Source organism: Pseudomonas sp. RT4P38 (assembly GCF_054897765.1).
Window position 1 is genome coordinate 3,850,553 of the sequence record NZ_CM142703.1, and the last position, 26,732, is coordinate 3,877,284.

The following is a 26,732-nucleotide window of genomic DNA, read 5'->3' on the forward strand; positions in this document are numbered from 1 at the left end:
TGTCGACTAAGCAGCCATATCCCTTGATTTCGTTTCTATCTGACAAGAAGCTTCCAGTTTATTACGTGTAAGGGGAATTCCCATTGTTTTCATGGATCAAGCAGTTCGCCGTCTCAAAAGCCCACGATTACGAAGAACGATTTGACCAAGCCTTGAAGCGCAGCAAAGCCTGGGGCCTCGCCCCTTCAGGCTTTAGTCGGACCGAAGAGCGCTTTGTCAGCGAGCGCAACCTCCAGGTCTTCCAGCAGGTGGCGGCATCGCATCTATCCCATTACCAAGCTGAAGATGTTTCGCAGCAGTGTTTTGCAGTAACTGGGATGCTCAAAGCCCCATTAGAGAAGGCACTAGGGGTGCCGCTCGCCTTCACTCTAGGTTACGTCGAATACGATGGGCGCAATGTTTTTCATACCATTAACCGCGAGCTTAAGGCGATGTTGAAAAAAGGATTACCTTCACCAGCGCTGAATCTGCATGCGTGGCTCACGCTGCCCAGCCATGAGATTATTGATATGACATTCGGCACGACGTACGGCGTTGTGAATCAAGTGCCGAGCGTCATTGGCCGCATGTGTTTCCTGCATCCAGATGACATGCCCTCCGATATGCAGTATCACCCTCAACTGGTAGGGGAGGATTACCTCGAACGAGTCGGCGCCACGCACATTTTACTGATGCCGTCTTGATCCGCATTCTCATCATATAGCCGGCAGAATACCAAGTGATTGCTGGGCTCAACCGAGAAGGCCACCTTGAGACCTGCTTCTGGCCGATTATTGCCTGCGCTGAAAGGCATCTTGGGATCGAAAGCCGTGGGGAGTGACTGCTTTCTACCACTTGAAGACGCTAGTAAATGGCATATGGCCCGACTCCAGCCGATTCGCATCCATGCGATAGTCTCCAACATAGCCCCCTACTGAAGGACTCTGGCAGGGCTGAATGCACACCATCCAGTAGACAGATCCTCAGTGGTATTTGAACCTGCGGTTATCAAATGCAGGCTTCGTTCCCTCAAGCACCTTGACCGCGTGCTCGTTGATAGTCGGACTCTCAATGGCACCTGCGGTGTAAGAGATTTTCTGGTCGTTAGCCCGGTCGAAGTGAGACCAAATGATTTGCTCCGCGTCACAGACGACCGCAAGGTTCGGGTTGTGGGTGACCATAATGATCTGCCGACGCTTCTTCGCTTCAGTTAGCACCAGCACCAGAAGGCTCACCACAGTCTCGTTGTCGAGATTCTCTTCCGGCTGATCCAGAATGATGGGATTGCGCCCCTTGTCCACCAGTAAATAGAAGATCAGGAGCAGCGCCCCACGCTGACCAGGCGAGAGCTGCTCGATTTCCGCGTCTTGGAACAGTAGAGAATACCGAGGCTCCAGATACGAAAGATCGAATAAAAGGTCATAAACTTCATTCGCGGTTTTGTCTTTGCGTAACATTGAGTCGATGCCGTACTCGACCTTGTCACCTATCGTAGCTGCCGATGCTGAAATTTTGTCGTGCAGGGCCTGGGCAAAGGCCACGGCCTCTTCACGGCTGTCGAAGTCCGCAGCCTCACCCAGGCGTCGCACCGTGTTGAAGCTCTCATCGTCACCTCGGAACGGGCCAACGTTCTGCTTGAGCAAGGTAAATAGGTTGGTGGCAAAAGCGTCGATTGAACCTCCGAGTTTCGCTTTGAACCCGAGCTTGTACTCCTCGCGAATCAGGCTGTTGGCCTGAATTAGTTCCTGAACCGGCTTGAACAATGCCTCTCTCGCCCGGCGCTGAGCATCAAGGATGTCGTAGATTTCACCTGCTAACTGCTTCCGGTAAATTCTTTGCGTCTCTAGCCCCTCTGGCAGAGCATCGATCTGCGCGATCCTAGCTTCCAGCCCTTTCACTGTTTCTGGGGCGTCAGCAGCACCAACAAGGTCCTGATATTTACGCTGCCACTCGTCAACCGCGAGCAGATAATTTTGATAAATGAGTTGAGGTTGATCCAGCTGCGCCTTGGCTTCTGTCTGCTGCTCCAAAAATTGCTGACGCGCATCTTCTCTAGCTTTGGTGCTGGACCCTATGGCTGCTTGGTCAGCCAGAACAGCGTCTGCCAACTGTTGTAACGGGGCGAAATTGGTCTCGACTGTCACAATGTCGGCGACTTCCAACCCTAGTAGGGTGAGATCTTTACTCGTGTCGGCAATAAACTGGTCATAAGTGCGTTGGAGTAATCGGACCTGCTCCCTCACATCCTTCAAGGCCTTGCTCTTGGCGGCGAGCTGTGAAGCTGTCTCATTGGCTGCGTTCCGCTCCTCATCCAGACGCTTGAGTTCGGCAGCAATTCTATCAAGAGTCGCAGCCGTCACCTGTTGCTCAGGCGATAGATCAACAGATGGTTTTTCCAATTCTGCTGGCTTCAAGGCTCCGTGTTCGGCGAGCTGACGTTGCTTGAGCGCAAGCTGTTCCACCAGGCTTTTCTTGATCAGTGGATGGAGCTGGTTTTCGGAACCTGCGATTTCAAGATTGACCCTCTTTAGATCTTTGCGAAACTCGTTTAACTGGAGACGGAAGGTGCTTTCCTGCTGCTCGATCAGTTGATTGAAATCCAGTGCTCCTAGTCGGATTGTGTCATCGGTATGCGAAAAAATGACCGATCTAAGCTCATCTTCAAAGGCGTCAGACTGGCCCGTAACATGCGCGTTGCAGAGATCTTCAAAATGCCCTTGTGGAATGTACCTCACCATCTCGACTTTCTCGGCAGGCGGGTCAGCGTTTAGATTGCAAGTGTTGATGGTCCCGTCATGCCAGGTGAGAAAGCCCTCGAACTGTCGAGCAGGCTCTCCAGCTTTGCCCCGAAATCGCTCCTTTCGAAGAAATGAGAAATGGTTGGTTTGCCGGGAATGGCCTAACAGAGCAAGGACATCGGCCAAAGCACTCTTGCCGCTCCCCTTGTTGCCAATGATGGCGACTAGGTCAGAACTTAGCGGAAGATGGACATCGCCCAGCCAGTGCGAGGTTAGTGGGGAACCCTCCACCTTGCTGATTACCACGTGGTCGATGAAAAATGTTTTGTTGGCAGCAATCTGGTCAAGCTTGGGCGGTGTAACGCCTATGAACGAACGTTTCGCAGGCTCTCGAATGGCCTGCTGCAATCCACGGAATGTGGGATCAGCTTTGATCCAGGTTTTCTTGTCAGATGGAAAGTCGCCGTATCCACGCCGATCATTGCTTCCTGGTACACCGACAAAGCAGTGGGCGTCACTACCAGCCACTACCAATCGAGAGACATCGTTCAATCCTTTCCTAATGCCTGAGTAAAATTTGGCGTTCCCTGGCGTTTCTTCTCCAACGAACGCTGAGCGCACGTCCAAGTTCCGGCTCTCGAAAATCGGGGAGCACCTGACCAGGCCCAAAAAATAGGCATAGTGTTCTGTCCACTTCACCTCATTCAAACCATCGCTTGTATCGTACGGCATGAAACCAATGGCTTGTTCGTCTGGGACTTTGGCAATCGCTTCTTTGTAGCTCTCGCACGTCAGTTCGATGATTTTTGCGCCTGCTATGTAAGCCTGCTCATCATCGGCTGCAATCTGTTCGGCCTTGATCCCATGCGGTTTCAGCAAGCCCTCAGGTGCTTCTCGCGCGTAGGTTATGAGAGCTGCGTCAGACAAAGGTCTGTCAATAAGCGCGATACGGAGGTGAGCAAGGAAGTCCTTCAGAATCTGGTCGTCAAGCTCGTTTGAGAAGATTACGTGTGCATTCAGCCGTCCCCTCATTGGAGCTGCGAGTCTGAGTTCGATGCCAGGGAAAACAGTCTTCGTCAGCTTCGGCGCGTCTACCTCAGCCAATCTGCGCTTAAGTGCAAACCATCCGTCGAACGTCCAGTAATCCATAAGCGCAAATACGTCGGGTTTCGCTTCATTAAGCGCCTTGATCATCTCATCAACGAGCGCTTTATTCGCCGCTGAATCCGGGTTCTTCCGGTCGAACTTCGCCCCTCTCCACTCGAATGAAGCTGGAGTATGAATGTGCAAATCCCATTGCCGCCACTCTGACCCGCGTTCACTGCCGCTTTGAATCGCCATTGCCCACCTTCCAGTGCGTTAGACTGCTCCGCCCCGTTCGCTTACTGCATCAGGGCTAGCCAGATGTTAGTTGCGATTCCAGCACCTACAAGTCGGGAAAAGTTAACAAAGCATATCCGTTTGGCCCGCCTGATTTTACTGGACAGACGTGGTGTGGTTGAGTCGGTCAAACCGACATGTCCGAAAAGGTGCCAGCGGTAATGGGGGGCATTTGCTGGGGTTATGACACCCTAGCCAACGTACAGGTATCACCTAACTGGCTTTACAGGGCGTGGCGGGACAGACTTCAACCTTGATCACCACCACTAGGTAGAAAAACCGTTTTCATCGATATTGTCCTGCATCTCTACAGTCAGAAGGCGTTGGTACCGCATGAGCATCTCCTCAGAAGAAAGGAATGGACTGGTCGAGTCATTAAAGACGCAAGCTACATTGTTGATTGCTTCATCAGAGATTGAAGCCGCTGGGTCGCCTGATCCCCGCGACGAATTTGCTCGTCATCAGTTGAGGCGCGCAGCGGAACTACTCAACGGAGCGGCGTCGTTAGGCTCGGCTGGAAATGCCGCCTGCTTGGGAATCTTGAGCCGTAGCTTACTCGAACAATTGATCACGGTTCTGTGGGGCATTAGATCTGTTGAAAATGCGGAGTCTCAGATCGGCGCGGGTCCTGCGGAACTGGCGAAGGCACTCAGGATTAACTTGAAAGCAGGTAGCGCCAAGATCTTTGACCGCCACACGGGGGAGGACGTGACTGCTACCTATCTGGAAAGCGAGCAAGCACAACAGAGTCGTCGACGTAAAAGTGTTGAGGATCAAGCGAAGGAAGCTGACATTCTAGATCTATACACCGTTTTTTATAGATTGTTATCGCTTGAAACGCACGGCCACAATAAGACTCCAACAGAAGAATCTGAGATCGCCGCTCTGTGCGTGACCCACCTTCAAGGTATAGGTGGCATTAGTCGAGCTATCGGCCAGGCATGCGTTTGGTGGCTAATGCATCGGCATTGGCCAGACAACGAGTCCATACGTAAGGTATTGGGCTTGACTGCTAGTGCTTAGCGACACCACTGCAAATGACGACCGGGGTCCTCAATCCGCCTGAATAGGTTTTCACGCCCGAACGCCGAAAGTCAGGAGAATATCCCTAATTCCCTGCCCTTTTTGGTGAGTCGACCATAACCTTGGCGCCTTAGTGTTACGTAACCGTCCGGCCAGCACCCTCTCCTGACAGCCCTCCAAATTGGCCAAGATAGTGGACACCATTTTTTAGTGGACACTATCTTGGATACAGTTGCCCCCGCTCGTCGAACCGGCCGCCGCCCCAACTTCCCGTTGGACTTCAAACGCCAGGTCGTTGAGGCCACGTTTCAGCCTGGCGCCTCCGTGTCGTTGATCGCTCGTGAGCATGACGTCAATGCCAACCTGGTGTTTCGCTGGCGGCACCAGTATCAGGAAGGAGCCTTCGGCCCGGTTAACCAGAGTGCAACATTTTTGCCTGTCCAGGTGATCGAGGCGTCGCCGGATGTCTCGCAAGCCGCCCGGCCTCAATTCGAGTTTCATTCCGAGCTGGTTGTTGAAGTGGGTAAAGCCACGCTACGCATCACTGGCACGCCAGAACCGCAGACCTTGCAACTCATCTTGCAGCAGTTACTGCGATGATTGCTCCTCCTGCTGGAACCCGCATCTGGATCGCCGCCGGCGTCACGGACATGCGCCGTGGCTTCGACGGTTTAGCCGCGCTGGTGCAGACTCAGCTTGAAGCCGATCCTTTCTCGGGTCAGATCTTTGCTTTTCGCGGACGGCGCGGTGACCGGATCAAACTGCTATGGTGGGACGGCGACGGGTTGTGCCTGTTTTGCAAACGGCTGGAACAAGGGCGCTTCGTCTGGCCGCAAGCAACCAGCGGCAGCGTGTCGCTGACGGCTGCGCAGTTGTCGATGCTGTTGGAAGGCATTGATTGGCGCAGGCCAATTCGTACAGCGCCCGTCCTCGCGGTCTGACTTGCCACGCTGAAAAAATCCCAAGTAACATTCGGTCATGACTCTCGCGACCGACTCCCTGCCTAACGATCTTCAAGCCTTGAAGGCTCTGGTCTCTGCCCAGCGGGCAGAGATTGAGCGTTTGAAAATGATGATCGCCAAGCTGCGTCGTATGCAGTTCGGTCGCAGCTCCGAGCAACTGGACGCGATGATCGATCAGCTCCAACTGAGTCTTGAAGAGTTGCAAGTCAGCCAGACTGAACTGACACCGCCAACCGAACCGCCATCTCGCCCTGTCTCTCGGCGCAAGCCATTACCTTAACACTTGCCTCGCGAAATTCACGTCCATCAGCCTGAATCAAAATGTTCTGGCTGCGGTGGGAAACTTCGCCATTTGGGCGAGGATGTGTCGGAGGTGCTGGAGTACGTCCCGGCGCGTTTCAAAGTGATCCGCCATGTTCGCCCGAAGCTGGTTTGCCGCTGCTGCGAGCACATCGCTCAGGTGCCGGCACCGAGTCGCCCGATAGCCCGAGGCCTTGCAGGCCCTGGGCTACTGGCCCACGTGCTGGTCTCCAAGTTTGTTGACCATTTGCCGCTGTATCGGCAATCCGAGATTTACGCCCGTGAGGGCGTGGAGCTGGAGCGCTCAACCCTGGCCGACTGGGTCGGCCAGAGCAGTCAATTACTCAGGCCGCTGATCAGCGCCCTTGAACGCCATGTCCTGAGCGGCCATAAAGTCCATGCCGACGACACGCCGATTGGTGTACTTGCGCCGGGCAACGGCAAAACCAAAACGGCTCGCCTGTGGACGTACGTGCGGGACGACCGACCTGCGGGCGACTCAACACCGGCAGCGGTATGGTTTGCCTACTCGCCGGATCGCAAGGGGCAACATCCCCGCGCTCATCTCAAGAGTTTCAGCGGGATCTTGCAGGCTGACGGCTACGCCGGTTTTGCTCAGCTTTATGCTAAAGGCACCATTCAGGAAGCCGCCTGCTGGGCTCACGCCCGCCGCAAGTTTTACGATGTCTACAAAGATCAGGCTTCACCACTTGCCAGCGAGGCGCTGCAACGGATTGCGGCCCTGTATGCCATCGAGAGCGAGATCCGAGGACAGCCGCCAGATCAGAGAAAAGCGGTTCGACAAAGCCGGGCCAGTCCGCTGCTGGAACAACTACACGCATGGCTTAACCAGACGCTGACTCAACTGTCGAAAAAATCGGCATTGGGCGGTGCGATCCTCTATGCCCTCAACCGGTGGCAGGCGCTGACGCGTTACTGCAATGACGGCCGAATCGAAATCGACAACAATGCCGCCGAACGCGCGTTACGCGCCGTCGCATTGGGTCGAAAAAATTACCTGTTTGCCGGTTCCGATGCAGGCGGAGAACGAGCGGATGCGATTTACAGCCTGGTGGGCACTGCCAAGTTAAACGGGTTAAATCCACAGGCCTATCTGACCTACGTGCTTGAGCGCATTGCCGAACACTCGATCAATCGGGTGAGCGAGTTGCTGCCCTGGAACATTTCTTTGAACCACACTGAACACTGCGAGGCCGCCTGATCCATGGTTAAAACTGTCCGTTTACCCAAACCCGCCTCCGACTTGTTGCTGCTGCACATTGAGCTGAAGTGGATCACTCCGACGATCTGGCGTCGGTTCGCGGTGCCTGAAAATATTACCTTGGGCAAACTGCACCATGTCATCCAGGTCGTGATGGGCTGGAGTGATAGCCATCTGCATGAGTTTGAAATTGCCGGTGAGAATTACGGTATTCCCGATCCTGATGGCTGGGGGCCGACGGTGAACCCGGAAGCCCGTAAAACGCTGATCAAGGCGCTGAACGGAAAGCGGACATTTAATTATCTTTACGACTTTGGTGACAGTTGGCATCACCGTATCAAGGTCGAAAAAATGCTACCTGCTATTGCCTGTCCTCAGGTTCCGTATTGCATCGACGGCGCCAATGCTTGCCCACCGGAAGACGTAGGAGGCGGGCCTGGCTATGAGGAGTTTCTAGAAGCGATGGCCAACCCCGATCATCCAGAGCATGACGCGATGGTTGAATGGTATGGAGATGTTTTTGATCCAGCGGCATTTGAGTGCGAGCGCGTGAACCAGTGGTTTAAACGGATTAAGATTTGAGTTGCAAGACGGTGTAGCTCGGACGCTTACAGTGTTACCGCTATTATGGCGAAGCAGTTAACGGCAGCTATGGGTCGACTCCGGCCCTTCGCGCCAGGCAACGTTCGACCAAATGCAGCCAGTTCGCAACGATTCCTGCCGGCCAGCCTAATCTTCGTTGTCAGACACGTTGACATCGAGGCGGCAATGCAAGGCTCATTATTCGATCAGGAGCAGCATCCATTCGATGGAGACCTGCCCATTCAATCAAGAATGCCCTTGAATCTGGGCGCGCGTACCGTTCACGACGTGGTCTTTGGTGACCTCTGCAATCAATGGGATGCTTTGGTCGTTACTGGATACAGCGGTTTAGAACAGCTCATCCGATTGATCACCGCACGTGGAAAAGCGCTTAACCCTATGCGCCTGATCCTTGGATCTGAACCCGTAACGGTGAAAAACCCCCGACTCAATCTCAAAGGCTATGATTTTTCGGCGGAAATACGAGCCTATTGGCTCGAACGTGGAATTTCTTTAGCGTTAAGTGGGCAGGTTTTGCACTGCATTGAGCTTGTACGGGCTGGGCATGTCCGTATCCGCTATCCCACAGGTAGTCGACGACTACACGCCAAGATTTACTGTTCCGCGGGGGCCGTGACTCTGGGGTCGAGCAATTTCACTTCACCGGGTTTGTATACTCAGCTTGAAGGAAATATGCGCTTCACATCGGGGGATCGAGCCCGATTCAATGACGGGTGGCGAGTCGCTGAGTTCTTCTGGAGTCAGGGTATGGATGCGGATAACGCATTCGTGGCATTGCTGGAGCAGCTTCTGAAATTCGTCACTTGGCAAGAAGCTTTGGCCAGAGCTAGCGCTGAACTGCTTGAAAGTGAATGGGCTAATCACTACCTGGAATCCATGATTGAAATTGAGCCTGCTAACCTCTGGCCATCGCAGCGCCAAGGGATAGGGCAAGCCTTGTACCTCCTCGACACCCTTGGTGCTGTTCTAGTTGCGGATGCAACTGGGTCTGGGAAGACACGCCTGGGGGCTCACCTTCTCCGGGCGATGCATGATCGAAATTGGTCTTCAGCCAAAGCCCGCAAAGGCGCAATGCTCTTGATATGCCCGCCCTTAGTCAGGAAAAATTGGGATCGCGAAACGGCCAAGTGCGGGGTGAACGTCACCATCGTTTCTCATGGTTTGCTGAGCAGGATGAGCAAGCAAGATACCTCCAACCTCGCCATTCGATTGTCGTCAGCACAAACACTCGCCGTGGACGAAGCTCACAATTTTCACAATCAAATGTCCAAGCGAACACGGAGCCTCAAGCACCATCTTGCGGACCAGGTGGTGCTGTTTACCGCAACCCCTATCAATCGTACGCGCGCGGATCTACTGCGCTTGATTGACATTCTGGGCGCCGATAATTTCGAGGATGAAGTGCTAACTGTCTTTGAGAGATTGAGCAAAGGCGGTGCAGGCTTGACAGATATTCACGCCAAAGATCTGGAAGCACTCCAGTTAGCAATCGCCAGCTTCACCCTGCGCCGCACCAAATCGCAGCTCAATGCAATGGTTGATCTCGACCCTGAAGCCTACCGGCTGCCAGGAGGCCACGTGTGTCGTTATCCGAACCAGATCTCTACGAGCTACTCGTTGGATGAACCTGCACTGGATCGGGAGTTGGCGCAAGAAATTCGCGAGCTAGCGCTTCAACTCAAAGGGATTTCACATTTTCAAAAGCCGCTAGTGCTCTCGGAAAGCTTTAGACAGAACGGCGTCACCCCGGATGTTTACATGATCATTCGCCTAAAGGCGGCCCGCTCATCGGCTCTTTTTCATGTGATGTCCAGCTTACGATCATCACGCCTGGCGCTTTACCGGCACATTGAAGGAGTCCACGCGGCCTGTCGCAGAATGGGGTTGAGCGATTCTATTAAAGGGGGGGATGACGATACGGGGAATATGCTGCAACGCGTTGCCAAGCTCGCCGGCAGGATCCCAGAAAATCATCTTGGGATCACTCTGCCCTACTGGCTTTCGGACAGTTCGGAACATGGGCGCGCCTGCGAGGAAGAATGCTCAATATATGCGGCCATTCGCGACAAGCTTGAGAGGATGAGCGGCCATCGCGAAGCGTACAAGGTCAACCTCTTGGTAGAGCTTCTCGCTCGGCATGATCAGATTCTGGCATTCGACCATTATCCCCTGACGCTGAAATACTTCGAACACCTTTTGACGAAAGCTCGCCCTGAGCAAAAGACCTTCGACGTGGTTTTGGGCATTGGCGGTGACCCACGAAGCCATGAGCACATACAAATGCTCCTGAATCCAGAGGGGCAATCTGTGGGACGGTTGATAGTCCTGTGCAGTGATGCCATGTCAGAAGGAGTAAATCTCCAGCGTGCATCGACTCTTGTCCACTTGGACATGCCCAGCGTTGTACGAGTCGCCGAGCAACGGGTAGGACGCATTGATCGGATGGATAGTCGCCATATGCGGATTCCACGACACTTGGACACTCAGCCCACGATCATTTGGACACTCGTTCCATGCTCACTTGGACACCTGATCCACGTCCACTTGGACAGGCAGTCGGAGCGCAGCGACGCAGGTTTGCATTGTTAGTCTGAAGTCTCTGTCGCCGTCAATTTCGTTGCGCGTCTGCGCATCGATTCGCCCTTCAGTTCGATCCGGTAAGCGTTGTGCACCAGCCGGTCGAGGATCGCATCGCCCAAGGTCGGATCGCCGATCAGTGCGTGCCATTTGTCCACCGGCATTTGGCTGGTCACCAGTGTCGAGCGGTTGCCGTAGCGGTCGTCCAGCAGTTCGAGCATGTCGCGCCGTTGCGCAGCGGTAAACGGCGCGAGGCCCCAGTCGTCCAGGATCAGCAAGTCGGTCTTGGCATAACCCGCCATCAGTTTCGCGAAGCGGCCGTCGCCGTGGGCCAGGCCTAGTTCTTCCATCAAGCGCGGCAAGCGCAGATAACGCACGCTGTAACCGTCGCGGCAGGCCTTGTGAGCCAGCGCGCAGGCGAGCCAGGTTTTGCCTACGCCAGTTGGGCCGCCGATGATCAGGTTCAAGCCATCGCGCAGCCACTGGCCGCTGCCCAGTTGCAGGATCAAGGCCTTGTCCAGGCCACGCGGACTGCGATAGTCGATGTCTTCCAGGCAGGCGTTATGGCGCAGTCGTGCGGCTTTGAGGCGAGTAGTCAGGCGGGCGTCTTCGCGCTCGGTCAGCTCGCGGTCGACCATCAGACCGAGGCGTTCGTCGAAGCTGAGATCGTTGATGTCAGGCGTTGCGTGTTGTTCGCCAAGCGCCTTGATCATGCCGTGCAGGCGCAGGGTTTGTAGCTTGTCGAGTGTCGGGTTGGGCAGCATTTTGGTGCTCCTTTTTCAGGTCAGTGGTAGTAGCCAGGGCCGCGCAGGTTGATGTGTTCTTCGGGCAGTAACGGCAGGTTCTGCTGGGCCAGCGGTAGCCGTTCCAGTCCTTGGCGCAGGATCGATTCGAGGCTTTTGTAGCTGCACGCGCCCAGTGCCAGCGCTCGCTGGCAAGCGGCTTCCAGCCGCTCTTCGCCGTGCTGTTTGCTCAGGCGCAGAATCCCCAGGCAGGCGCGGAAGCCGTGCTGCGGATGGATTCGGCGTTCGAGGATATGAGCGATGACACCAGCGGTGTTCGGCCCGGTCTGCTCAGCCCAGTGGATCAGTCGCTGCGGCGTCCATTCGGCATGTTCGCGGTGACTTTTGGGCATGTGCTCGGTTTGGGTGGTGTGGCGGCCTTTGTGCGGCGAGCGCAGATGGCTGGCCACCCGCTGGTTGGCGTGGAAGCACTCGACGGTCTTAGCGGTTAGCCGCACTTCGAGTTGGTGCTTCACCAGCTGGTACGGCACCGAGTAGTAATGGCCGTCGACCTCGACGTGGTAGTCGATGTGGACGCGTACCTTTTTCCATTCGGCGTAGACGTAAGGGTGTTCCGGCAGCGCTTGCAGCGCCGGCCGGTCGATGGTCTCGAAGGCTGACCGGCGTGAGCCGGGCAGCTTCTTGAAGGGCTTCTGATTGAGGCGATCCAGCAGCAATCCGATGGCTGTGTTGAGTTCGCCCAAGGAGAAGAACTGGCGGTTGCGCAGCACCGCCAGGATCCACCGCTCGACTACCTGTACGCCGACTTCAACCTTGGCTTTGTCCTTGGGTTTACGCGAACGCGCGGGCAGCACGGCTACGCCGTAATGCTCGGCGAGGTCGCGGTAACTGGGGTTGATGTCGGGCTCGTAACGATGCGCTTTGGTAACGCCGCTGCGCAGATTGTCCGGTACCAGGATCTGCGATGTACCGCCGAGAAAGGCGAAGCAGCGCACGTGCGAGCCCAGCCAGTCGGGCAGTTTCTGCGACCAGGTGGCCTCGGCGAAGGTGTAGCTGGACGCGCCGAGGACGGCGACGAAGATCTGCGTTTGGCGGATCTCGCCCGTTCGCCGATCAATGACTGGCACGGTCTGGCCGGCGTAATCGACAAACAGCTTCTCGCCGGCACGGTGTTCCTGGCGCATGACCACATCGATCTTCGCGGCCCAGAGGCGGTAGTGCTCGCAGAACCAGCTGTACTGGAAACCTTGCGGGTGGGTGAGCCGATACTCTTGCCAGAGCAGGGCCAAGGTGACGCCGGGGCGACGTAACTCGGCATGGACATGAGCCCAGTCCGGCATCGGACGTTGATCGCTGGGCACCGTCGGCGCTGGCGGGAATAGACATCGCTCCAGTTCGGCGTCCGACAACTGCGTGGGCCAAGTCAGCCCGCAAGCGTTGAAGCGGTGCAGATAATTGCCGGCACTGCCGCTGCTGATGCGCAGGCTGGTGGCAATTTTTCGCACGGACAGGCCGGCGTCGAACTTTAGGCGTAGTACCTCTCGGATTTTACGCATGGATATACGCTCCACGACGACCTCTTCGCTTCGAGAAAAGAGGTCGATGGTAGTGAATAATCCTGCGTTGCTGCCTGCCTGAGCTTGGGTCGGATCAGTGAGAGATCACTGTCCAAGTGCTCGTGGAATCAGTGTCCAAGTGGCCGTGGAATGAGTGTCCAAGTTAGCGTGGAATGGGTGTCCAAGTGCGCATGGAATCCCCACGCCATACGGAAATTGAATCGCGGTGGCCTAGAGATGGCGCCGAGTTTGCTTTGAGATCAGATGAGACGTTTTTCCGCCGAATAGATGAAGTAGACAGTTTAATCGGGGGGAATTTGTTGCTTCCGGAAGACATGCGCACCCAGAAAGAAGACCGCATCATTACGCCGGAGGAACTAGAAGAACAAAGGCGTGCCCGGGAATCCAGATATTGGGATGGAATCGAAGATGCATTTGCCCCAGTCCGAGGGCTTGTATCTGGCCCCAATGCACTCGTTTTACCTGCTCTGTACGAGCAATATCGTTGTGAGACGAGCAAGGTGTTGTCTAGGGTGAGCGTCGTCCGCGCGACCAAACCTTGGGTGTTTCTTTGTCTAGCCGGAGAGCGTGCGCGTGCACCCCGATGGATTTTGCTACCGAACCTGGCTGATCCACCAGTTATAGAGTTGCGTGAAATCGCCAGACAACTGCGTGACCGTCTGCCGAATGAAGTGCAGACCCTCGACCCAACCCGAGCAGCAATGGGCGAGCTGCAAAAGTTTTTGAACTGTCTATGCGAGATGGAGAAGCTACTTTTGCCGAAACGCAAGCAGCGAGCGCTAAAGCAATTTCATTGGGCAGTGAAAATGTGGGCGCGCGATCGACACTGGGTAACCTCAACGGATCAGGCCGATCAAATTAAAAAACTATTGGAATTATTTGAGGGGGTCGCAGGAGAGCTAACACCAGATTGGGCGCATTTGGCTGAGCTTTGGCTTGAACTGATGCGTCCCCGGAGCGCCGAAATTCTAGAAAAGAAGGGGCGTCGAGCCTCGATGATGCGACTTCGCGACCTTGAGCCAGGCCTTAAAAGTCACCCCATCGAAGTAGACGTGCTGCTGAAAAAACTGAATGGAGTCGAGCTACGAAGACGTTGGGAAGAGCGCATTGTCGCTTGCATTTTGGGCTATGGATTGGCGAGTGCGGACTGAAAGAGTAGCCATAGACGCTATTAGACATTGGATATTGATCCATCTACTTCTGGAAGATGAACGTCTATGTTCAACATAAAAATGCTCCTTCTAATCAAAGGTGATCAAGCATAAGGCTAGCAATATTCCCCATGGACTCGATCGCAAACCGAGACTGGCTACGAGTTACGGTACTAAGCCAAGGCCGCCCATGACCTGTCCCTTCCTTGTTACGCAGCGCATTGAGAGCGCATCCCAGGTCATAGGCCGCTCGCTCGACGCGCTTTTTCACTGGTTCATCTTTCTCTGCGGGGTTCATAGGGGTTGCGAAGTCCAGCGCCGTGAACGCCTGGCCCAGAAGTGTCGGAAAATTCGAGTGACTAGGGTAATTGCCCCACTTCTCAACCAACACATGGGCCGCCGTAGCCTCCAATAGATCTTTCGCTGTACCTGCCAACAGCGGGCTGTCCAATGCTCCCCGTCGCGCTCTATCGGCGTAAGCAGCTAGAGCAGCTGTTAGCTCTCGGCCCTTCATCGCTTCGAGGACCCGTGGTGCCAGATTACCGTCTGTGGACAGGTCCCAACCATTGTTCGCAATCGTGGCAACGAGATTCGCTATCGCTTCGGAGCCACAGTAGTTCGAGGATTGAGATCGAAATCCACCTTTACCTTGAACATTGGATATCAGGGCCGAGACAAAGGCCTCACCGCTTTTCTGGTTGTTGATCATCGCCCAATTCAGCGCACCACGAATGCGCTTAGCTTTGCCAACAGGCCTACCACCGGGGACCTGTTGCTCGCCTCCCGAGAGGTGATACTGAGCAAACAACACATCGAGGTCGTAGTGCGTAGGATCGCGCTTTTCTGTCTGAGAATCGTCTACCAGAAGCGCTAACGCCACAATGACGGCATCGGTCAGCGGTGGATTGTCGGCCATTCCTTTTCCATCCCTTCAAAGAAACGAAGCTGATTTCGCGATTAGCATTCACTGCCAATAAGCATGCTGAACTGGATACTCAGATTTGACTGCCTCGAAGCCTGGCCAGCCCCTGATTGATGAAGCCCGCGTTCTCTCCGATCGTTGACAGCGCTCCTCGAATATTTCCGCCGACCTCCTCCAACCCACTTTGCTCGGCATGAAGCGTAAGCTCCATTAGCGCTGCTTCCAGGGCAAGCTGGTTCTGATACATCCTCTCTAATACGCTATGCAGGGAATATTCGTCGCTCATGAGTAGGCTCCTTCCACATCACTTAGGTTTACCAAATACTGCCGGACTGTAGATATCTGCTGGCGCACGTCGCTACTGACTCACTTAACCAATCCTCCAGCGCCGGTAGAAAGGCGTGGGCGCAGATCAAGCACCTTAATTAGCAACCTGACACTGTTGCCCATCTCGGTCATAACTTTAGACGCTTCGGATTCAAGCAGCGCTCGCAATCCATCAATGTCTATTAATTCGCCAGTTTCCGGGTTCTCCCATTTCCGGTCGCTTGCTACAGTCACCAGAAGACAGCCAGATCGACAGCTCTCCGCCGCCATGTACCGCGTGACGAGCTGATTTTTTATCGTGTCGCGCAGTACCCGACCCGACCAGTTATTTTCTCCGACTTTGAGTTCAATTGTTGCCTGCTGTCCTGATATGGCCCGCATACGGATATCCGTTTCTTTTTCGTCAGCAGTGGCTCCTTCTTGATCGACTGTGTAGACATGATTGGATGCGTCTCTTAATGCCCGAGCAATCTCCCGCCGCATCACTTTCTCCTCTCCGATCAACACCCAAGCATCGCGGGGCGAAACATCCTGGAGTAACAAATCATCAATGTCCTCGAACCGGTCGACAAGCACGGCGAACATGTCGTCGCCGGTGGTAGGTGGTGCCTCGCCGTAGCGATTCAGGGTTACCACCTCTGATTCTGTGAGCACCGCGCCATCAACTTCTTCTGCCGATTTCTCGCGCGCAAGTAGCGCTAGGCGATCACGGAAATGAGCGAAAAGCGGGTCTGCGATCATCTCGAGTTTCACCGCCCAAGCTTCCGCACCTTGAGTGTCGAGTATTGCATTAAGGAGCGAATTTCGTGCGTCTTGAGCATCGTCTCTAGGCCCAGGTGAAAAGGTACCTCGATGGCTAATGTCGTCGGTGGGCCGCACATAACGATATGCAAGCCGCAATAATCGCAGGAGCAGTTGCGGGGTGAAACCAGGTGTTTTCAGATCGACACGCAGACTAGCGAAACGGCTGCCAAACAAGGTGCTGAAAATATTGATAGCGGGGCCAGTTGGCATGGGCTGAAGCGGCGCTAGGAAAAGCTCAAGAGCTTCCGTTCCTGCCGCCGGGTCAAGCCGCATTAATGTAGTTAACCAAACCTGGCTGATGGAGCCGTTGGTGGAAATGTTGAGCTGCTGCGCAGCCAAAATGCGAATCTTGTCCCGTGTATTGTCGCCGCCGTGCTGGAGTAGAATTTTCAGTACGCGCTCGACTCGACCCAACGCACCAGTCTCATCTTCTCCATCACAAGGATTGCTGACAAAAGTATCGAGCCACGTGAGCAATCGCGGCACAAACAATTGCGCGACGACAGCTGGGGCATAGCTCACGTCCTGGAGAAGCATTGCAAATGAATTTGTCGTAGCGGCTTCATCGAGTTCAGCAGACAAATCGGGACCAAGGGTCTCTTCGACCGCATCTGGAAATGCCCGAGCTAGGGATTCGAACCATGCGGGAAATCCGTTGCACTCAATTCGAGCGTAACGCGTGGCCAATTTCGCCTCATCGATCGAAAGCTTTTGCGCCCAGTTAGGGTCTTCGGCTTCTGCGGCTATCGCCGCCAGTCCGAGCTGCCACCTAATAAGAAACGTCCCCTTTTGCCCATCCGGCCTTTCGTAACGAAGCGTGGGATTATCGCCACGCCACATCGAGCGCATGCTGACACGTAATCTATCGGCGATCGCTTTACCAAAGTGGCTCTCAACAAAAAGCCGATCCCAACCAGATGCACGGCTCTCGTTTCCAGAACGTTGCATCGCCTGCCAGAGATTCCAAGCGGTATTCCCTTCGCGGTCAGGCTTAAAGGCAACATCAGGTTGCTCAGCTACCTCACGCCAGAAAGTCACCCAGCTCGCATGTCGCTGTGCCTGACGCTCCTCATTGGCTACGCGGTGCTGAGTTAATTCTGCTTCTAGCTTGAGCCTTTCCGGATCGACTTCCGGGGTAACAAGCTGTTGGTCGATAAGAGCGATCAACTCTGGCGCATCGAGAACGTACTGCTTCAGGCTTTCGATGTGGTCATGGGAATCGCCAACACCGTCCCATACCCCTCGCGTACATGCATGCAGCATCATCGCGCGCTCCGGGAACGTGCGACTGGAGTCAGCCAAAGTGCGTCGTACCCAACCTGCATCCTGGACGTAATTTAATTGGAGAGGTCCGCGGAATGAAACTTGGCAAAATCGCGCCCAAGGGTCAGCGCGTGAATGAAGACTCTCGTTGAACGCGTCATCAGCCCAGAAGACGGTCTCACGATGTTCTGACTCCAAATCCGCAAGTGCCCTTCGCAGCTTATTCAATGGCTCCTCATGAACGTGATCATCTGGCGTAAGACCCAGGGCAATCGTGGAAGAGCGCAACACCGCTACTCGATACTCGCCCTCTTGAATAAGTCTTAAGCACACCGCTGCAAGCGTTGAAAGCAAATATGGACGCTTACTGACTACATGCGGCCACTCATCTCCCCAAGCCAAATCTTCCGTGACCAAGTCGGTCAGACCTTCGCGTAGCGCCTCCAGATAGCCTGAAGGAAATTGAAGCTCTGCAAAGCTGTACGGTAACGACCACTCCTGCTCGAACTCCTTGCTGGATGACTCTGAAAAGCCCCTCAAAATCCCACAGAGTCGAGCAGGCGCGAAAAATAGAGGGAGTAATCTGACTATGGCTCCATACACAATTTCATCAGGCCATAGCGCCTGCGCCTCTTCCATCGACTGTGCTAAGAGTTCTACCCGGGGGTCACCAAGACGAGCCAGCATCGTAATTGCATCAAGACGCTCACTTGCCCTAGCAGATACATCGACTGCGACTGCATGGACGATATCTGCACACGCGGGCATAGGCCCTGCGCCGATGAGATCAATCAACAGCTCACGAACCTCATGGTTCTCGATGCCCTCCCCCCATAGTTTTAAAACTAGTGGTTCTAACTCTGGTCTAGCGAAACGATGGATCTGCACCTGCGGAGCTTGTAGTCCACGCCATCCTCCAGGGCCGTAATGCCCAACGTATGCCCTTAATGCGTCCTCGCACTGAGAAAGAGTGAGCGATTCCGGGTCAGCGTAATTCAGCAGAACGCTGGGATCTCGGTCACGGACTTCGGAAAAAATAGTCGGCAGTAATGCGGCTAGCCATGCCGCGACGGGACGCATTGTTGGGCGGATGACTTTATCGTTCTGTTGAGTCTCAGCGAAGAGCAATCGCTTTACTGCTTTGATTGGCACTCCCTGGCTCATACGCAGGTTGAGATATTGAGCTGCAAGAAACTCGAGGACCGAGCGGTGATGGAATCGGACTCGCCCGTAACTTGCAAACCCGAATAGCGCTCGCTCCAGCAATGTCTCCCGCTCTTGTGGAGTCCAGTCATGTAGAACCACTTCGGGGTTCAGTGCTCCGCCAGGCTCACCACCACGATCCGCCTCCACACTAAGGCGTATGGTCAGCTTCCGGGTAAGCAGCGCAGCAAGCGCAAGCCGGCTTGCTCCATCCAGCGCCCGATCGGGTGAGAGTTGCGCAGGCTCTCCTCGATCAGTACGCGGCTTGAGTTTGACGTGAATGTTTTGCGCCACTTGCTCTCGATGGGTGCGAATTCGAAGGTACTCTCGCCAGTCAGAGCAGAGTTCAACAAGATCTTGCGGTCGCCGTGCGAAGTCCTCCGCGTTGCGCTTACGTATATCCGCTATTAACGCATCAGCATCATCGACACCCTCAATGACCGCCATCTCACGAATTTGCTGGTCAGATAAGGGCATTAACGCGACGTTACGCCATACCAGAGGTACCTCCTCCTTTTTGGTCGCACGCCGCACGCGGCCCGACGCAATGTCTGCAAAATCATCTCCGCTCGGTGCGAGTTCCACCCGGTCAGGCACGGGTAAATGCCGCTCGATAATTTTCTGATCCACAGCGACAGGTCGGGTGGTTATGACAATCCGCACTCTTCCAAGTTGACTACCAATAGCCTTGCCCAACCGCCTGAGAGCGACCTCAAACGAGCCGAGCGTCAGCTTCAACTCATCGATCGAATCTAGAAAAAAAGTGGCTATTACGGACTGGGCAGCAAGCCAAGCATCAAGCCGCTCTTCTTCCTCTCGGGACAGCAGATCCGACAAATTGTTTGCGGCAAGCTGGGATAGCTCTAGATAGAACGCCGGCTGTCCGCTCTCCCACAATGCCTGCTGCTGTACGCGGCACTCATAGGTCTTTCCCGCACCGGCTTCCGAAACAATCAAAATACGTTGCGATTCCAGCAGCGTTTCCCACCCAACATCTTTTGCCCAGCCCAATCGTGACAGCATGGATGCGTGCTCGACGTCGGCGATCTCCTCCTGAGATAAATTGCGGAAGGTACGCTGAATACGATGGCGATTTGTTTGTGGTGATTGCATCAGCGGCCTGCATCCTTTTCAGTTAAGCCAGAACGGTTTTTTCAGCGCTATCATACGTGCAAGATTTGTTGATTCTAGCTGGTAAGATGACGTTCCCAAGCCTCTTAATCTTGGATCTGCCGGACGATCTAAAACGCAAATCGCATTGATGCGCAAACCTACGTGCTTCGTGATTGACGGTGAATAACCCAAACTCTCACGGGCGTCAAATTGAGGTCAGGGATGTCAATTTCCACGCTTACGAACACAATCAACCGCTTACAAAGAGAACTCGCAGACGTTTCCAAAAGTGTCAGCCAGGAGACGAAAAAGGAAGTGGACCTCCTAAGCCGTATCGGTCAGATCCAGCGTTCGATTACGAAGAGCACCACGTTAAGTGCCTTAAACACCAAACGTAGCGAGATCGAACGTAAGCAAAAACAGATCGCAACGATCGCTGGCAAAAAGGCGGCTCTGGCAAAAAAAGAAGCCGATAAAAACGGCCAACTGCTGAAGGCAAGACAAGACCTCGCTAAGGAAGAGGAACGTGAGCGGAAACGTATCTCAACCGCCCATGAACGAGAGAACCGGAAGGAAAACGAACTAGTCCGGCGAGGTCAGGTATCGAGGCTGCTGCTTGAGCGCGAGATCAATACTGAACGTGCTGCAACTACCAACCTCGGCGAGGCTCAGTCCTCCCTCCCCGTATTAGATGACGAGCCAGAGGTTGAATACGATCTTTTCATCTCTCACGCTTCTAATGACAAAAAGGATTTGGTGGAACCGTTAGTTGAAGCGCTCCAGGCTTTAGGGGTCAAGGTTTGGTACGACAAACAAGCACTGCGGGTCGGGGATAGTCTGCGGAAAAAAATCGATCATGGCCTGTCGAACTCACGCTTCGGAACAGTCGTCCTTTCCTCTGCCTTTTTCGCCAAGCAATGGCCTCAATACGAACTCGATGGGATGACGGCATTAGAAATGAACGGCAGAAAGATGATCCTCCCGATTTGGCACAAGACGTCTAAAAGCGAGGTCATAAAATTCAGTCCTACCTTGGCCGACAAGGTAGCCCTCAACTCGTCGATGATGACGATTGAAGAGATAGCGAATGAGTTAGCCGAGGTGGTTTTGGATCGATGACGCTCAGTTTAGGGCCGATGAGAACAGTCCTCACACGGATTACAAATAGCATACAAGCCGTCCCAGTTTTATTCTGGCTGCCAAAGTACCCCTTCGATAAAGTCACTCAAATAATCCGAGACTATATCCAAACTGCCAAGCTGCCTCTCAAGAGTTGAATATTCAACTGCATGAACGTGGTCTGCGCTAAGTTCTCCCAATGTCTTCGAGTCTGGAAAATCAAATTCTGAATTTAAAACCATTTGTTCAAACATCAAATATTCCTTCGGCGAAAAAATATTAAAAATTTTTCCAAGTAATAGTAAGGCACACATCCTCTCATACGGCACGCTATTAGAGGCACCGTAATCTAATCTCTCATTCAAATCTAAAACCTTATGCACAATAAGAGGATTGGAAGCAGTGAGCAATTGCTTTGCCACGCCAGATCTATTTCGATCTGTTCTAGGAACTAAAAATAATCGCAGGATAAAATTTACTGCACTTGTTAATTTGGTACAGTCCACGGGAACATCTGTGCCGGGCAAAATGCAAAACTTTGAACAATTAATCTTGTTTATCCACATCTGAACACGCAAAGTCAACCATGCACGAATGTTGTTAGGAGTGAGCCCATGCATGTGACGACGAGTATAGGAACTTCCTTTACGCCCTTGATAATAGTCACCGAGATCCCCACGTACATAAGCGTTCCACTGCTTATCAAGAATTGGGTACCCATCAAGATGACTTAGCAAACACCAATGAATCGGACAATACGACTGAGTTACATAGCACCAGGATTTCCTCCATGATGGAAATCTCTTCTGGAGGACGTCTGACTTGATGCACAGATGGCAATAAGCAGCGCGATATTTTGGAGACAGAAGAAGTGTTGACGTTGGCCTGAATATCTTTTTTATAATGCAAACATCCAATTTCAATTCACGCACCAACTCTAATCCTCGCGAATCCTCAAAGTCGAACTCCATACCTAAGCCAGCAAATGAAAACAGTCTTTTACGATTATCTAGTGACTCCCACTCATTTATATCTCTTTCCGAAACACCCAATACTTTTGGGTTCAGCGCGCACCGCGTTAGCCACGAGGGCAATGTTTCATCATGGATTGGGCGAAGCAAACCAGAAAACTTCACAACTTCGAACCTTTTTGGTAATAACCCCACGGTTCCGCTACAGCTACCGCTATTATTTCCTTGGTAATGCACTCCTCGCCGGTTGTTATAGCATAGCTTGCAGCAGACTTAATAATTTTTACAACGTTATCCATCGTCCCCCCTGAACAATTATGTATGAGGCGAACCATTTCTTCTTGGTGCAACATTGAAGGTTTTTTTAGTTTTACTTTTTTCTCAAGGGTTGCCAAGAAGTTTCTGAAGCCATCATCAAGCACCCATGGTAACAAGTCATGGGTATGAAAGCGCCGAGCCAATTGCTCATCATGCTGAAGTGCGTTTTTCGCAGCCCGCACCCCGAACCCTATAACAATCAGGTTGTACGGCGAACCAGAAAGCGCCTTCAGCAACGACAGGTTTTTCAATTGCTCACTTCGTGTAACTAACATTGATTCATGGAATTCGTCTATGACGAGGGCTTTTATGCCATGCAAATGGATATAATTCGCTACATCTTTCGATAGCATGTCTCTGCCTACTGCTAACCTCACTGGCAATCCGATAGCTTCCAAAATCAGATGTTTAAACTTCAGGTTACTAGGATTTTCTGCGAGAGAGAGGAAGACCATTGGCGATCCCAGGCCCCGGTTCATTTTCATGAGCTGATTAACAATGGTGGTCTTCCCGCTGCCCCCCGCGCCGCACACGAGCATGCAAGGTGCTGTGGTGCGATTCGGAACGTCCAGTAGCGTCAGAATCGCGTCGAGGGGACGACGTGCGCTAGGGCAGTCTATCCAAATATCCTTATGGATATTACTGATTCTCAACTTGACGTCACTTGTGTCAAGCTCATCGAGTTGTTCGATATTGTTCTCCACCTCAAACGTCCTCGCTATCAAAAATTACAGGACTTTTGGAAAAATCAATTTTCGATTTTGCAACTGCTTTAGATTCTTGCTCACTTGGAGTAAAATGCTGATCGAGAACGTGTTTTGCATGTGCTTTTTCTGCTTTAATTTGCTTTCTGGTTTTTCTGGTGATCTTTTTAGACTCGTCAACAATCCCCTCATTGTCATCACGAACAGCGACAACATTACTAGGCATTTCTTTAGTTCTTGTTCTACGAGAATGACCCCTCGCTATCAGATATTCCTCGTAACTTAAACTGTCCGTTGTCGCATCAGAAAAAGGAAGCTCCATATATTCATTATCGATCTTAGCCCAGACTACGTGTAAAGCGAACGGATCGTATTTTATGATCACATTTTTCAAACCTACATGATGGCTCAACGCGGGAGTCCAGTAAAAATGACGGTTCAACTGAACACCCTTAATACTTATCGCTCGACGTTGTTCAGGCATGAAATCAAGCTTAAACTTGAATGGATCTGTAATGAGTTTTTGTTTAATGCCCAGAGTGCTCGATAAAAAAGCCTTATTCCACATGTCGGCTGGTGAGCATTTCAAGGATGAATGCACGCTATAATTATATATCTCAACCTCTCCCGCAAACCACTTAGTAAACTCTTCAATCGTCAATGATGAAGCTTTCTTACTATCGTAATCGCCCTTTTTGATAACATTCGACATAGTAGTGCCAGGTAAAAAATGCACTCTGCTGTTCATCATAGTGCCAATCAAACGCTCGATATGGCCGCCATAATGTTTTTTCCCTACAGGCCTCCATTCGGGCATGATGTTATGCAGCGCACACGCCCGCTGAAGTTTTGGAGTGCGAAACTCTGAAGCATTGTCCATATGAAGTATTTCGGGCACACCAAAAAAAGGATGTTTTATATTGGTGCAGCCCAAGTTTTGCAGATACCGATTTTTAGGCAATACCGCATGAGTAATCGCGCAAGCAACAGTTAGAATTGAGGGTGCATGGTAGGCAATGTAGTAACCCAAAATTACCCGTGTGTAGATATCAATTACCAATGTAAGCCAAGGTCTAAACAACGCCTCGCGACTTTCCTCATCTACTAGTATGCAATCTACCACCGTATGATCAATCTGTACCATCTGTAAAGGATAAGACATTTCCATTCGCCCCGGCTTTGCCCCGAACTTCTGATTAGCTGCCTCCGCGCCGTTTTTCAAGCGATATAAATCCTTCTCCCCCCTCTCCAAAATTCGTCGGTTCACAGTGCTTTCTGAAGGCATTGTTATTTTTAACTTTGTACATTGAGCCTGTACTTCTTCCCATACTTTTTTATAGGATGCAGATTTTCCTTTATACAGCTTATCAATCGCAGCGGTTATAATCTCTTCCAATTCACTTGACACTATTTTTGTAAACTTTTCTACACCTGATTTTTTGGGATAAAGAGAGCTAGGGCCAATTGCACTATCATATTTCTCAAGCAGCTTATAAAAAGCAGTTTTTTTTGTTTTCGCGATCTCCATCGCTCGCCTAATGCTAATCTTTTTTGAAAGGTATTGATCTATAGCATAAGCGCGTTCGCTAGCTATTTTAATAGCTTCAAGAGAGATATCTTCATCGCACGGTAAAGGTTGGCATTCATGCCCATTATCATCGCTAGAATTAGCAGGCGTAGGCAAAAACTTTAGTTCTTCTATGTCTACGATTAAGGTTCTTCTTGAATCGGAAAGCTGAACCTCCACTTGGGCGTCAGGCAGCCGATCATTGATTACTATGGCAGGCTCCCCTCGTACGACTACAACTAGATTTGGCTTGAGTTCCGTATGGCGCATTTGATAACCGATGACTAATTAGATCGTCACATAATTCTTATGCTCTGCTAAAAAATCAACAATAAAATTTATCATATATAATAATATGAAAACCATACCTCCCTTCTGCAAAAACAACGACTTAAGCAAACTTGTCATTGCCATTTACTGCACATATTGGAAGTAGTACTACATAAGGTTTGGGCTATTCCAAAATGATCTATTAAAATTTTATACTCACGGTATTTTTATAACCCCAATCCGCATTCTTTACAATTTATATAGCTAAATCGTCTAAATTCAGTAAAAGGATCCCATTCGTATAACCACTCAGATCCTTATACGACATGCGACGCGGTTACGTTAAAGAGGTGTGCGATTTCGGCATCCGTTATGCCGATCTCTGGCGGTGAATGCTACAAACGTACCGCCGGCTATTAGCTCTGAACAAACCTCGCACTCTCCATCTACAACCTCTCATAGTTTTACAAGTTTCGGCCTAATGTCCCGCAAACGCCTTGGTCCGGAAAATTCATGATTCACCGGAAAAAACACTAAATTTCTGTTTATTTTCCGGTGAATCGTGAATTTTTTTGAAAAAATTAATAAAATTCATAGACTTATTATTTTCCGGTGAATCTTGAATTCCCACACAATTCCCATCAGCCCTCATTTTCCCATCAGCTTCTCAAACAGCTCCGAATGCTCAGGAAATTGCTCGCCAAGCTTCTGGCGACTGTCCAAATCCATATCCGCAAAATCAAATCCTGGTGAAACCGCTTCACTGATCAGACCGTATCCCGCCAATCCATTTGTAAGCTGCGAAGCTTTCCAGACGCCACCAGGCACATGTAACTGCAAACATTGTCCGGCGTTGATATCGCTGCCCATCACAACCGTTTTCATTGTACCGTCCGGAAATATCAGGCTGTACTGAATCGCATCTCCTAGATGGTAGTAATGCTCGATGTCCGATTGGTTCAGATGAAAATGACCTATCGGCGAATCCTTGGTCAGCAAGTAATAAATGGATGTCATCAGATGGCGCCGGCCACTCGCGATCTCGACCATCGCGAGGTGATCGGTTTGAAAGGTTCTGCGGTAGAAACCGCCTTCCATGTGGGGTTCCAGGTCCAGTGCCCTGATCACTGCCTCAGCGCTGGGGCTGAAAATTGGGTTCTCCAGTTTTGAAATAGCACTCACCTAATACCTACACACTATCGACCGTATATAATCAATTAATATTAACTATACTAAATAGCTCTTTAGTAGAGCTAGCTATTTAGAGCCGGGACGCACGGTATTGCCCTCGCCCACAGCTGCTATGTCGATACTTTTACTCACACCGCACTTGTGTTTGCTACACGAGCGGTGCGAATAAACAAGGCGCGCACCTTCTCCCAGAAATTCCCCCCCAGCACAAAAAAGCTGCCGATCAGCATTGCGTCGCCCAACGCTTGAAGCTGCCAGAGGTTGGGCCTGAGTCCAGGCCAAAGGCTGTCGATGTAGGGTTCAAGCAGGGATGAGATCAGCGGCAAACAAAACATGACGATGCCGATTCGATGACGAACCGGCCCTACTTCGAGATCTGCTTTGGGCGCGAGCGTGGACACGTAACCGAATACGCTGCGTTTGAGTTGCTGGAAGCCCGACTTGCCCATGATGGTGATGACAAGAATCAGCAGGACTTTGTTGCTGATGAACAGTACGCCGGTCAGCGCAGCGATCTTTGAGCCAGGTACACCGGCCGCTGCTGCGACAGGCACCATCAGCCAGGACCCCAACATCAAGCAGATAATGGTTATTCCCATTTTGAAGCGCCAGCCGGCTGAATGGGGTTCAACACTGCCCTGGGTGGTATTCATTCGTCGTACCTATTTAGCCGGCTGCAGTAGATTTGAAGGAGCTTAAAAAGCG

The 26,732-nt window shown here is 52.2% G+C and carries 19 protein-coding genes and 1 pseudogene; 9 read left to right on the top strand and 11 right to left on the bottom strand.

Annotated features, from left to right (window positions below; all coding sequences use genetic code 11):
* Positions 1-83: 83 nt before the first annotated feature.
* On the top strand, positions 84-683 hold the full coding sequence (locus ACYZT7_RS17830; RefSeq protein WP_462037591.1) for a hypothetical protein: 600 nt from the start codon (positions 84-86) through the stop codon (positions 681-683).
* Positions 684-962: 279 nt separating this feature from the next.
* On the opposite strand, the gene ACYZT7_RS17835 is transcribed toward ACYZT7_RS17830, so the two are convergent.
* Positions 963-4,058: a TrlF family AAA-like ATPase gene (locus ACYZT7_RS17835; RefSeq protein WP_462037592.1), complete on the bottom strand. Its 3,096-nt coding sequence runs from the start codon at positions 4,056-4,058 to the stop codon at positions 963-965.
* Positions 4,059-4,430: 372 nt separating this feature from the next.
* Here ACYZT7_RS17835 and ACYZT7_RS17840 point away from each other — a divergent pair, with 372 nt between their 5' ends.
* The 6 genes and pseudogenes from ACYZT7_RS17840 to ACYZT7_RS17865 all read left to right on the top strand — a co-directional run bounded on the left by ACYZT7_RS17840 (position 4,431) and on the right by ACYZT7_RS17865 (position 10,796).
* On the top strand, positions 4,431-5,120 hold the full coding sequence (locus tag ACYZT7_RS17840) for a DUF5677 domain-containing protein (protein ID WP_462037593.1): 690 nt from the start codon (positions 4,431-4,433) through the stop codon (positions 5,118-5,120).
* Positions 5,121-5,342: 222 nt separating this feature from the next.
* The gene (gene tnpA / locus ACYZT7_RS17845; RefSeq protein ID WP_158243614.1) at positions 5,343-5,720 is read left to right on the top strand and encodes an IS66-like element accessory protein TnpA; all 378 of its coding nucleotides are present in this window, start codon (positions 5,343-5,345) and stop codon (positions 5,718-5,720) included.
* On the top strand, positions 5,717-6,061 hold the full coding sequence (gene tnpB, locus ACYZT7_RS17850; protein WP_020723502.1) for an IS66 family insertion sequence element accessory protein TnpB: 345 nt from the start codon (positions 5,717-5,719) through the stop codon (positions 6,059-6,061). The genes tnpA and tnpB overlap by 4 nt, the downstream gene beginning before the upstream one ends.
* A gap of 37 nt (positions 6,062-6,098) precedes the next feature.
* Positions 6,099-7,604, top strand: a pseudogene (tnpC, locus tag ACYZT7_RS17855) (IS66 family transposase).
* 3 nt (positions 7,605-7,607) lie between these two features.
* Complete coding sequence (locus ACYZT7_RS17860) at positions 7,608-8,186, top strand: plasmid pRiA4b ORF-3 family protein (RefSeq protein WP_034112255.1); 579 nt, start codon at positions 7,608-7,610, stop codon at positions 8,184-8,186.
* Positions 8,187-8,372: 186 nt separating this feature from the next.
* Entirely contained in the window at positions 8,373-10,796 is a 2,424-nt protein-coding gene (locus tag ACYZT7_RS17865) for an SNF2-related protein (protein ID WP_462037594.1), read from the top strand.
* On the opposite strand, the gene istB is transcribed toward ACYZT7_RS17865, so the two are convergent.
* Both istB and istA read right to left on the bottom strand, forming a co-directional pair.
* A complete protein-coding gene (gene istB / locus ACYZT7_RS17870) occupies positions 10,793-11,548 on the bottom strand; it encodes an IS21-like element ISPsy14 family helper ATPase IstB (RefSeq protein WP_024264899.1) in 756 nt (251 codons plus the stop codon). The two genes, ACYZT7_RS17865 and istB, sit on opposite strands and share 4 nt — an antisense overlap.
* Positions 11,549-11,568: 20 nt before the next feature.
* Positions 11,569-13,083, bottom strand: a complete 1,515-nt coding sequence (gene istA, locus ACYZT7_RS17875; protein WP_462037595.1) for an IS21 family transposase — start codon at positions 13,081-13,083, stop codon at positions 11,569-11,571.
* Positions 13,084-13,274: 191 nt separating this feature from the next.
* Here istA and ACYZT7_RS17880 point away from each other — a divergent pair, with 191 nt between their 5' ends.
* Positions 13,275-14,255 carry a hypothetical protein gene (locus ACYZT7_RS17880; protein WP_462037596.1) on the top strand — a complete coding sequence of 327 codons (981 nt, stop codon included), beginning with the start codon at positions 13,275-13,277 and terminating at the stop codon, positions 14,253-14,255.
* A gap of 94 nt (positions 14,256-14,349) precedes the next feature.
* Here the strand turns inward: ACYZT7_RS17880 and ACYZT7_RS17885 are convergent, their stop codons facing one another.
* The 3 genes from ACYZT7_RS17885 to ACYZT7_RS17895 all read right to left on the bottom strand — a co-directional run bounded on the left by ACYZT7_RS17885 (position 14,350) and on the right by ACYZT7_RS17895 (position 19,887).
* Positions 14,350-15,171, bottom strand: coding sequence for an abortive infection family protein (locus ACYZT7_RS17885; RefSeq protein ID WP_462037597.1), 822 nt, complete (start codon positions 15,169-15,171; stop codon positions 14,350-14,352).
* A 79-nt stretch (positions 15,172-15,250) separates the two neighbouring features.
* Positions 15,251-15,463: a hypothetical protein gene (locus ACYZT7_RS17890; protein WP_462037598.1), complete on the bottom strand. Its 213-nt coding sequence runs from the start codon at positions 15,461-15,463 to the stop codon at positions 15,251-15,253.
* An 80-nt stretch (positions 15,464-15,543) separates the two neighbouring features.
* A complete protein-coding gene (locus tag ACYZT7_RS17895) occupies positions 15,544-19,887 on the bottom strand; it encodes an NACHT domain-containing protein (RefSeq protein ID WP_462037599.1) in 4,344 nt (1,447 codons plus the stop codon).
* Positions 19,888-20,109: 222 nt separating this feature from the next.
* Between ACYZT7_RS17895 and ACYZT7_RS17900 the strand changes: the two genes are divergently transcribed.
* Positions 20,110-21,006: a TIR domain-containing protein gene (locus ACYZT7_RS17900; RefSeq protein WP_462037600.1), complete on the top strand. Its 897-nt coding sequence runs from the start codon at positions 20,110-20,112 to the stop codon at positions 21,004-21,006.
* A gap of 68 nt (positions 21,007-21,074) precedes the next feature.
* Here ACYZT7_RS17900 and ACYZT7_RS17905 read toward each other — a convergent pair whose 3' ends face one another.
* From ACYZT7_RS17905 to ACYZT7_RS17925, 5 genes are all read right to left on the bottom strand, one after another.
* Positions 21,075-22,142 (bottom strand): TniQ family protein, encoded by a 1,068-nt coding sequence (locus tag ACYZT7_RS17905; protein ID WP_462037601.1) that lies wholly within the window; start codon positions 22,140-22,142, stop codon positions 21,075-21,077.
* Positions 22,139-22,999, bottom strand: a complete 861-nt coding sequence (locus tag ACYZT7_RS17910; RefSeq protein WP_462037602.1) for a TniB family NTP-binding protein — start codon at positions 22,997-22,999, stop codon at positions 22,139-22,141. The genes ACYZT7_RS17905 and ACYZT7_RS17910 overlap by 4 nt, the downstream gene beginning before the upstream one ends.
* 1 nt (position 23,000) lies before the next feature.
* Positions 23,001-24,836 (bottom strand): Mu transposase C-terminal domain-containing protein, encoded by a 1,836-nt coding sequence (locus ACYZT7_RS17915; RefSeq protein ID WP_462037603.1) that lies wholly within the window; start codon positions 24,834-24,836, stop codon positions 23,001-23,003.
* Between the two features lie 648 nt (positions 24,837-25,484).
* Entirely contained in the window at positions 25,485-26,009 is a 525-nt protein-coding gene (locus tag ACYZT7_RS17920; RefSeq protein WP_462041820.1) for a cupin domain-containing protein, read from the bottom strand.
* Between the two features lie 146 nt (positions 26,010-26,155).
* The gene (locus ACYZT7_RS17925; protein WP_462037604.1) at positions 26,156-26,680 is read right to left on the bottom strand and encodes a transporter suffix domain-containing protein; all 525 of its coding nucleotides are present in this window, start codon (positions 26,678-26,680) and stop codon (positions 26,156-26,158) included.
* Positions 26,681-26,732 lie beyond the last annotated feature (52 nt).

Bases quoted from the DNA above. Each gene is read 5' to 3' on its own strand.
- ACYZT7_RS17835 (WP_462037592.1), bottom strand. From the start codon at position 4,058: ATGGCGATTCAAAGCGGCAGTGAACGCGGGTCAGAGTGGCGGCAATGG.
- ACYZT7_RS17840 (WP_462037593.1), top strand. From the start codon at position 4,431: ATGAGCATCTCCTCAGAAGAAAGGAATGGACTGGTCGAGTCATTAAAG.
- tnpB (WP_020723502.1), top strand. From the start codon at position 5,717: ATGATTGCTCCTCCTGCTGGAACCCGCATCTGGATCGCCGCCGGCGTC.
- ACYZT7_RS17860 (WP_034112255.1), top strand. From the start codon at position 7,608: ATGGTTAAAACTGTCCGTTTACCCAAACCCGCCTCCGACTTGTTGCTG.
- ACYZT7_RS17865 (WP_462037594.1), top strand. From the start codon at position 8,373: ATGCAAGGCTCATTATTCGATCAGGAGCAGCATCCATTCGATGGAGAC.
- istB (WP_024264899.1), bottom strand. From the start codon at position 11,548: ATGCTGCCCAACCCGACACTCGACAAGCTACAAACCCTGCGCCTGCAC.
- istA (WP_462037595.1), bottom strand. From the start codon at position 13,083: ATGCGTAAAATCCGAGAGGTACTACGCCTAAAGTTCGACGCCGGCCTG.
- ACYZT7_RS17880 (WP_462037596.1), top strand. From the start codon at position 13,275: ATGGAATCCCCACGCCATACGGAAATTGAATCGCGGTGGCCTAGAGAT.
- ACYZT7_RS17885 (WP_462037597.1), bottom strand. From the start codon at position 15,171: ATGGCCGACAATCCACCGCTGACCGATGCCGTCATTGTGGCGTTAGCG.
- ACYZT7_RS17890 (WP_462037598.1), bottom strand. From the start codon at position 15,463: ATGAGCGACGAATATTCCCTGCATAGCGTATTAGAGAGGATGTATCAG.
- ACYZT7_RS17895 (WP_462037599.1), bottom strand. From the start codon at position 19,887: ATGCAATCACCACAAACAAATCGCCATCGTATTCAGCGTACCTTCCGC.
- ACYZT7_RS17900 (WP_462037600.1), top strand. From the start codon at position 20,110: ATGTCAATTTCCACGCTTACGAACACAATCAACCGCTTACAAAGAGAA.
- ACYZT7_RS17915 (WP_462037603.1), bottom strand. From the start codon at position 24,836: ATGCGCCATACGGAACTCAAGCCAAATCTAGTTGTAGTCGTACGAGGG.
- ACYZT7_RS17925 (WP_462037604.1), bottom strand. From the start codon at position 26,680: ATGAATACCACCCAGGGCAGTGTTGAACCCCATTCAGCCGGCTGGCGC.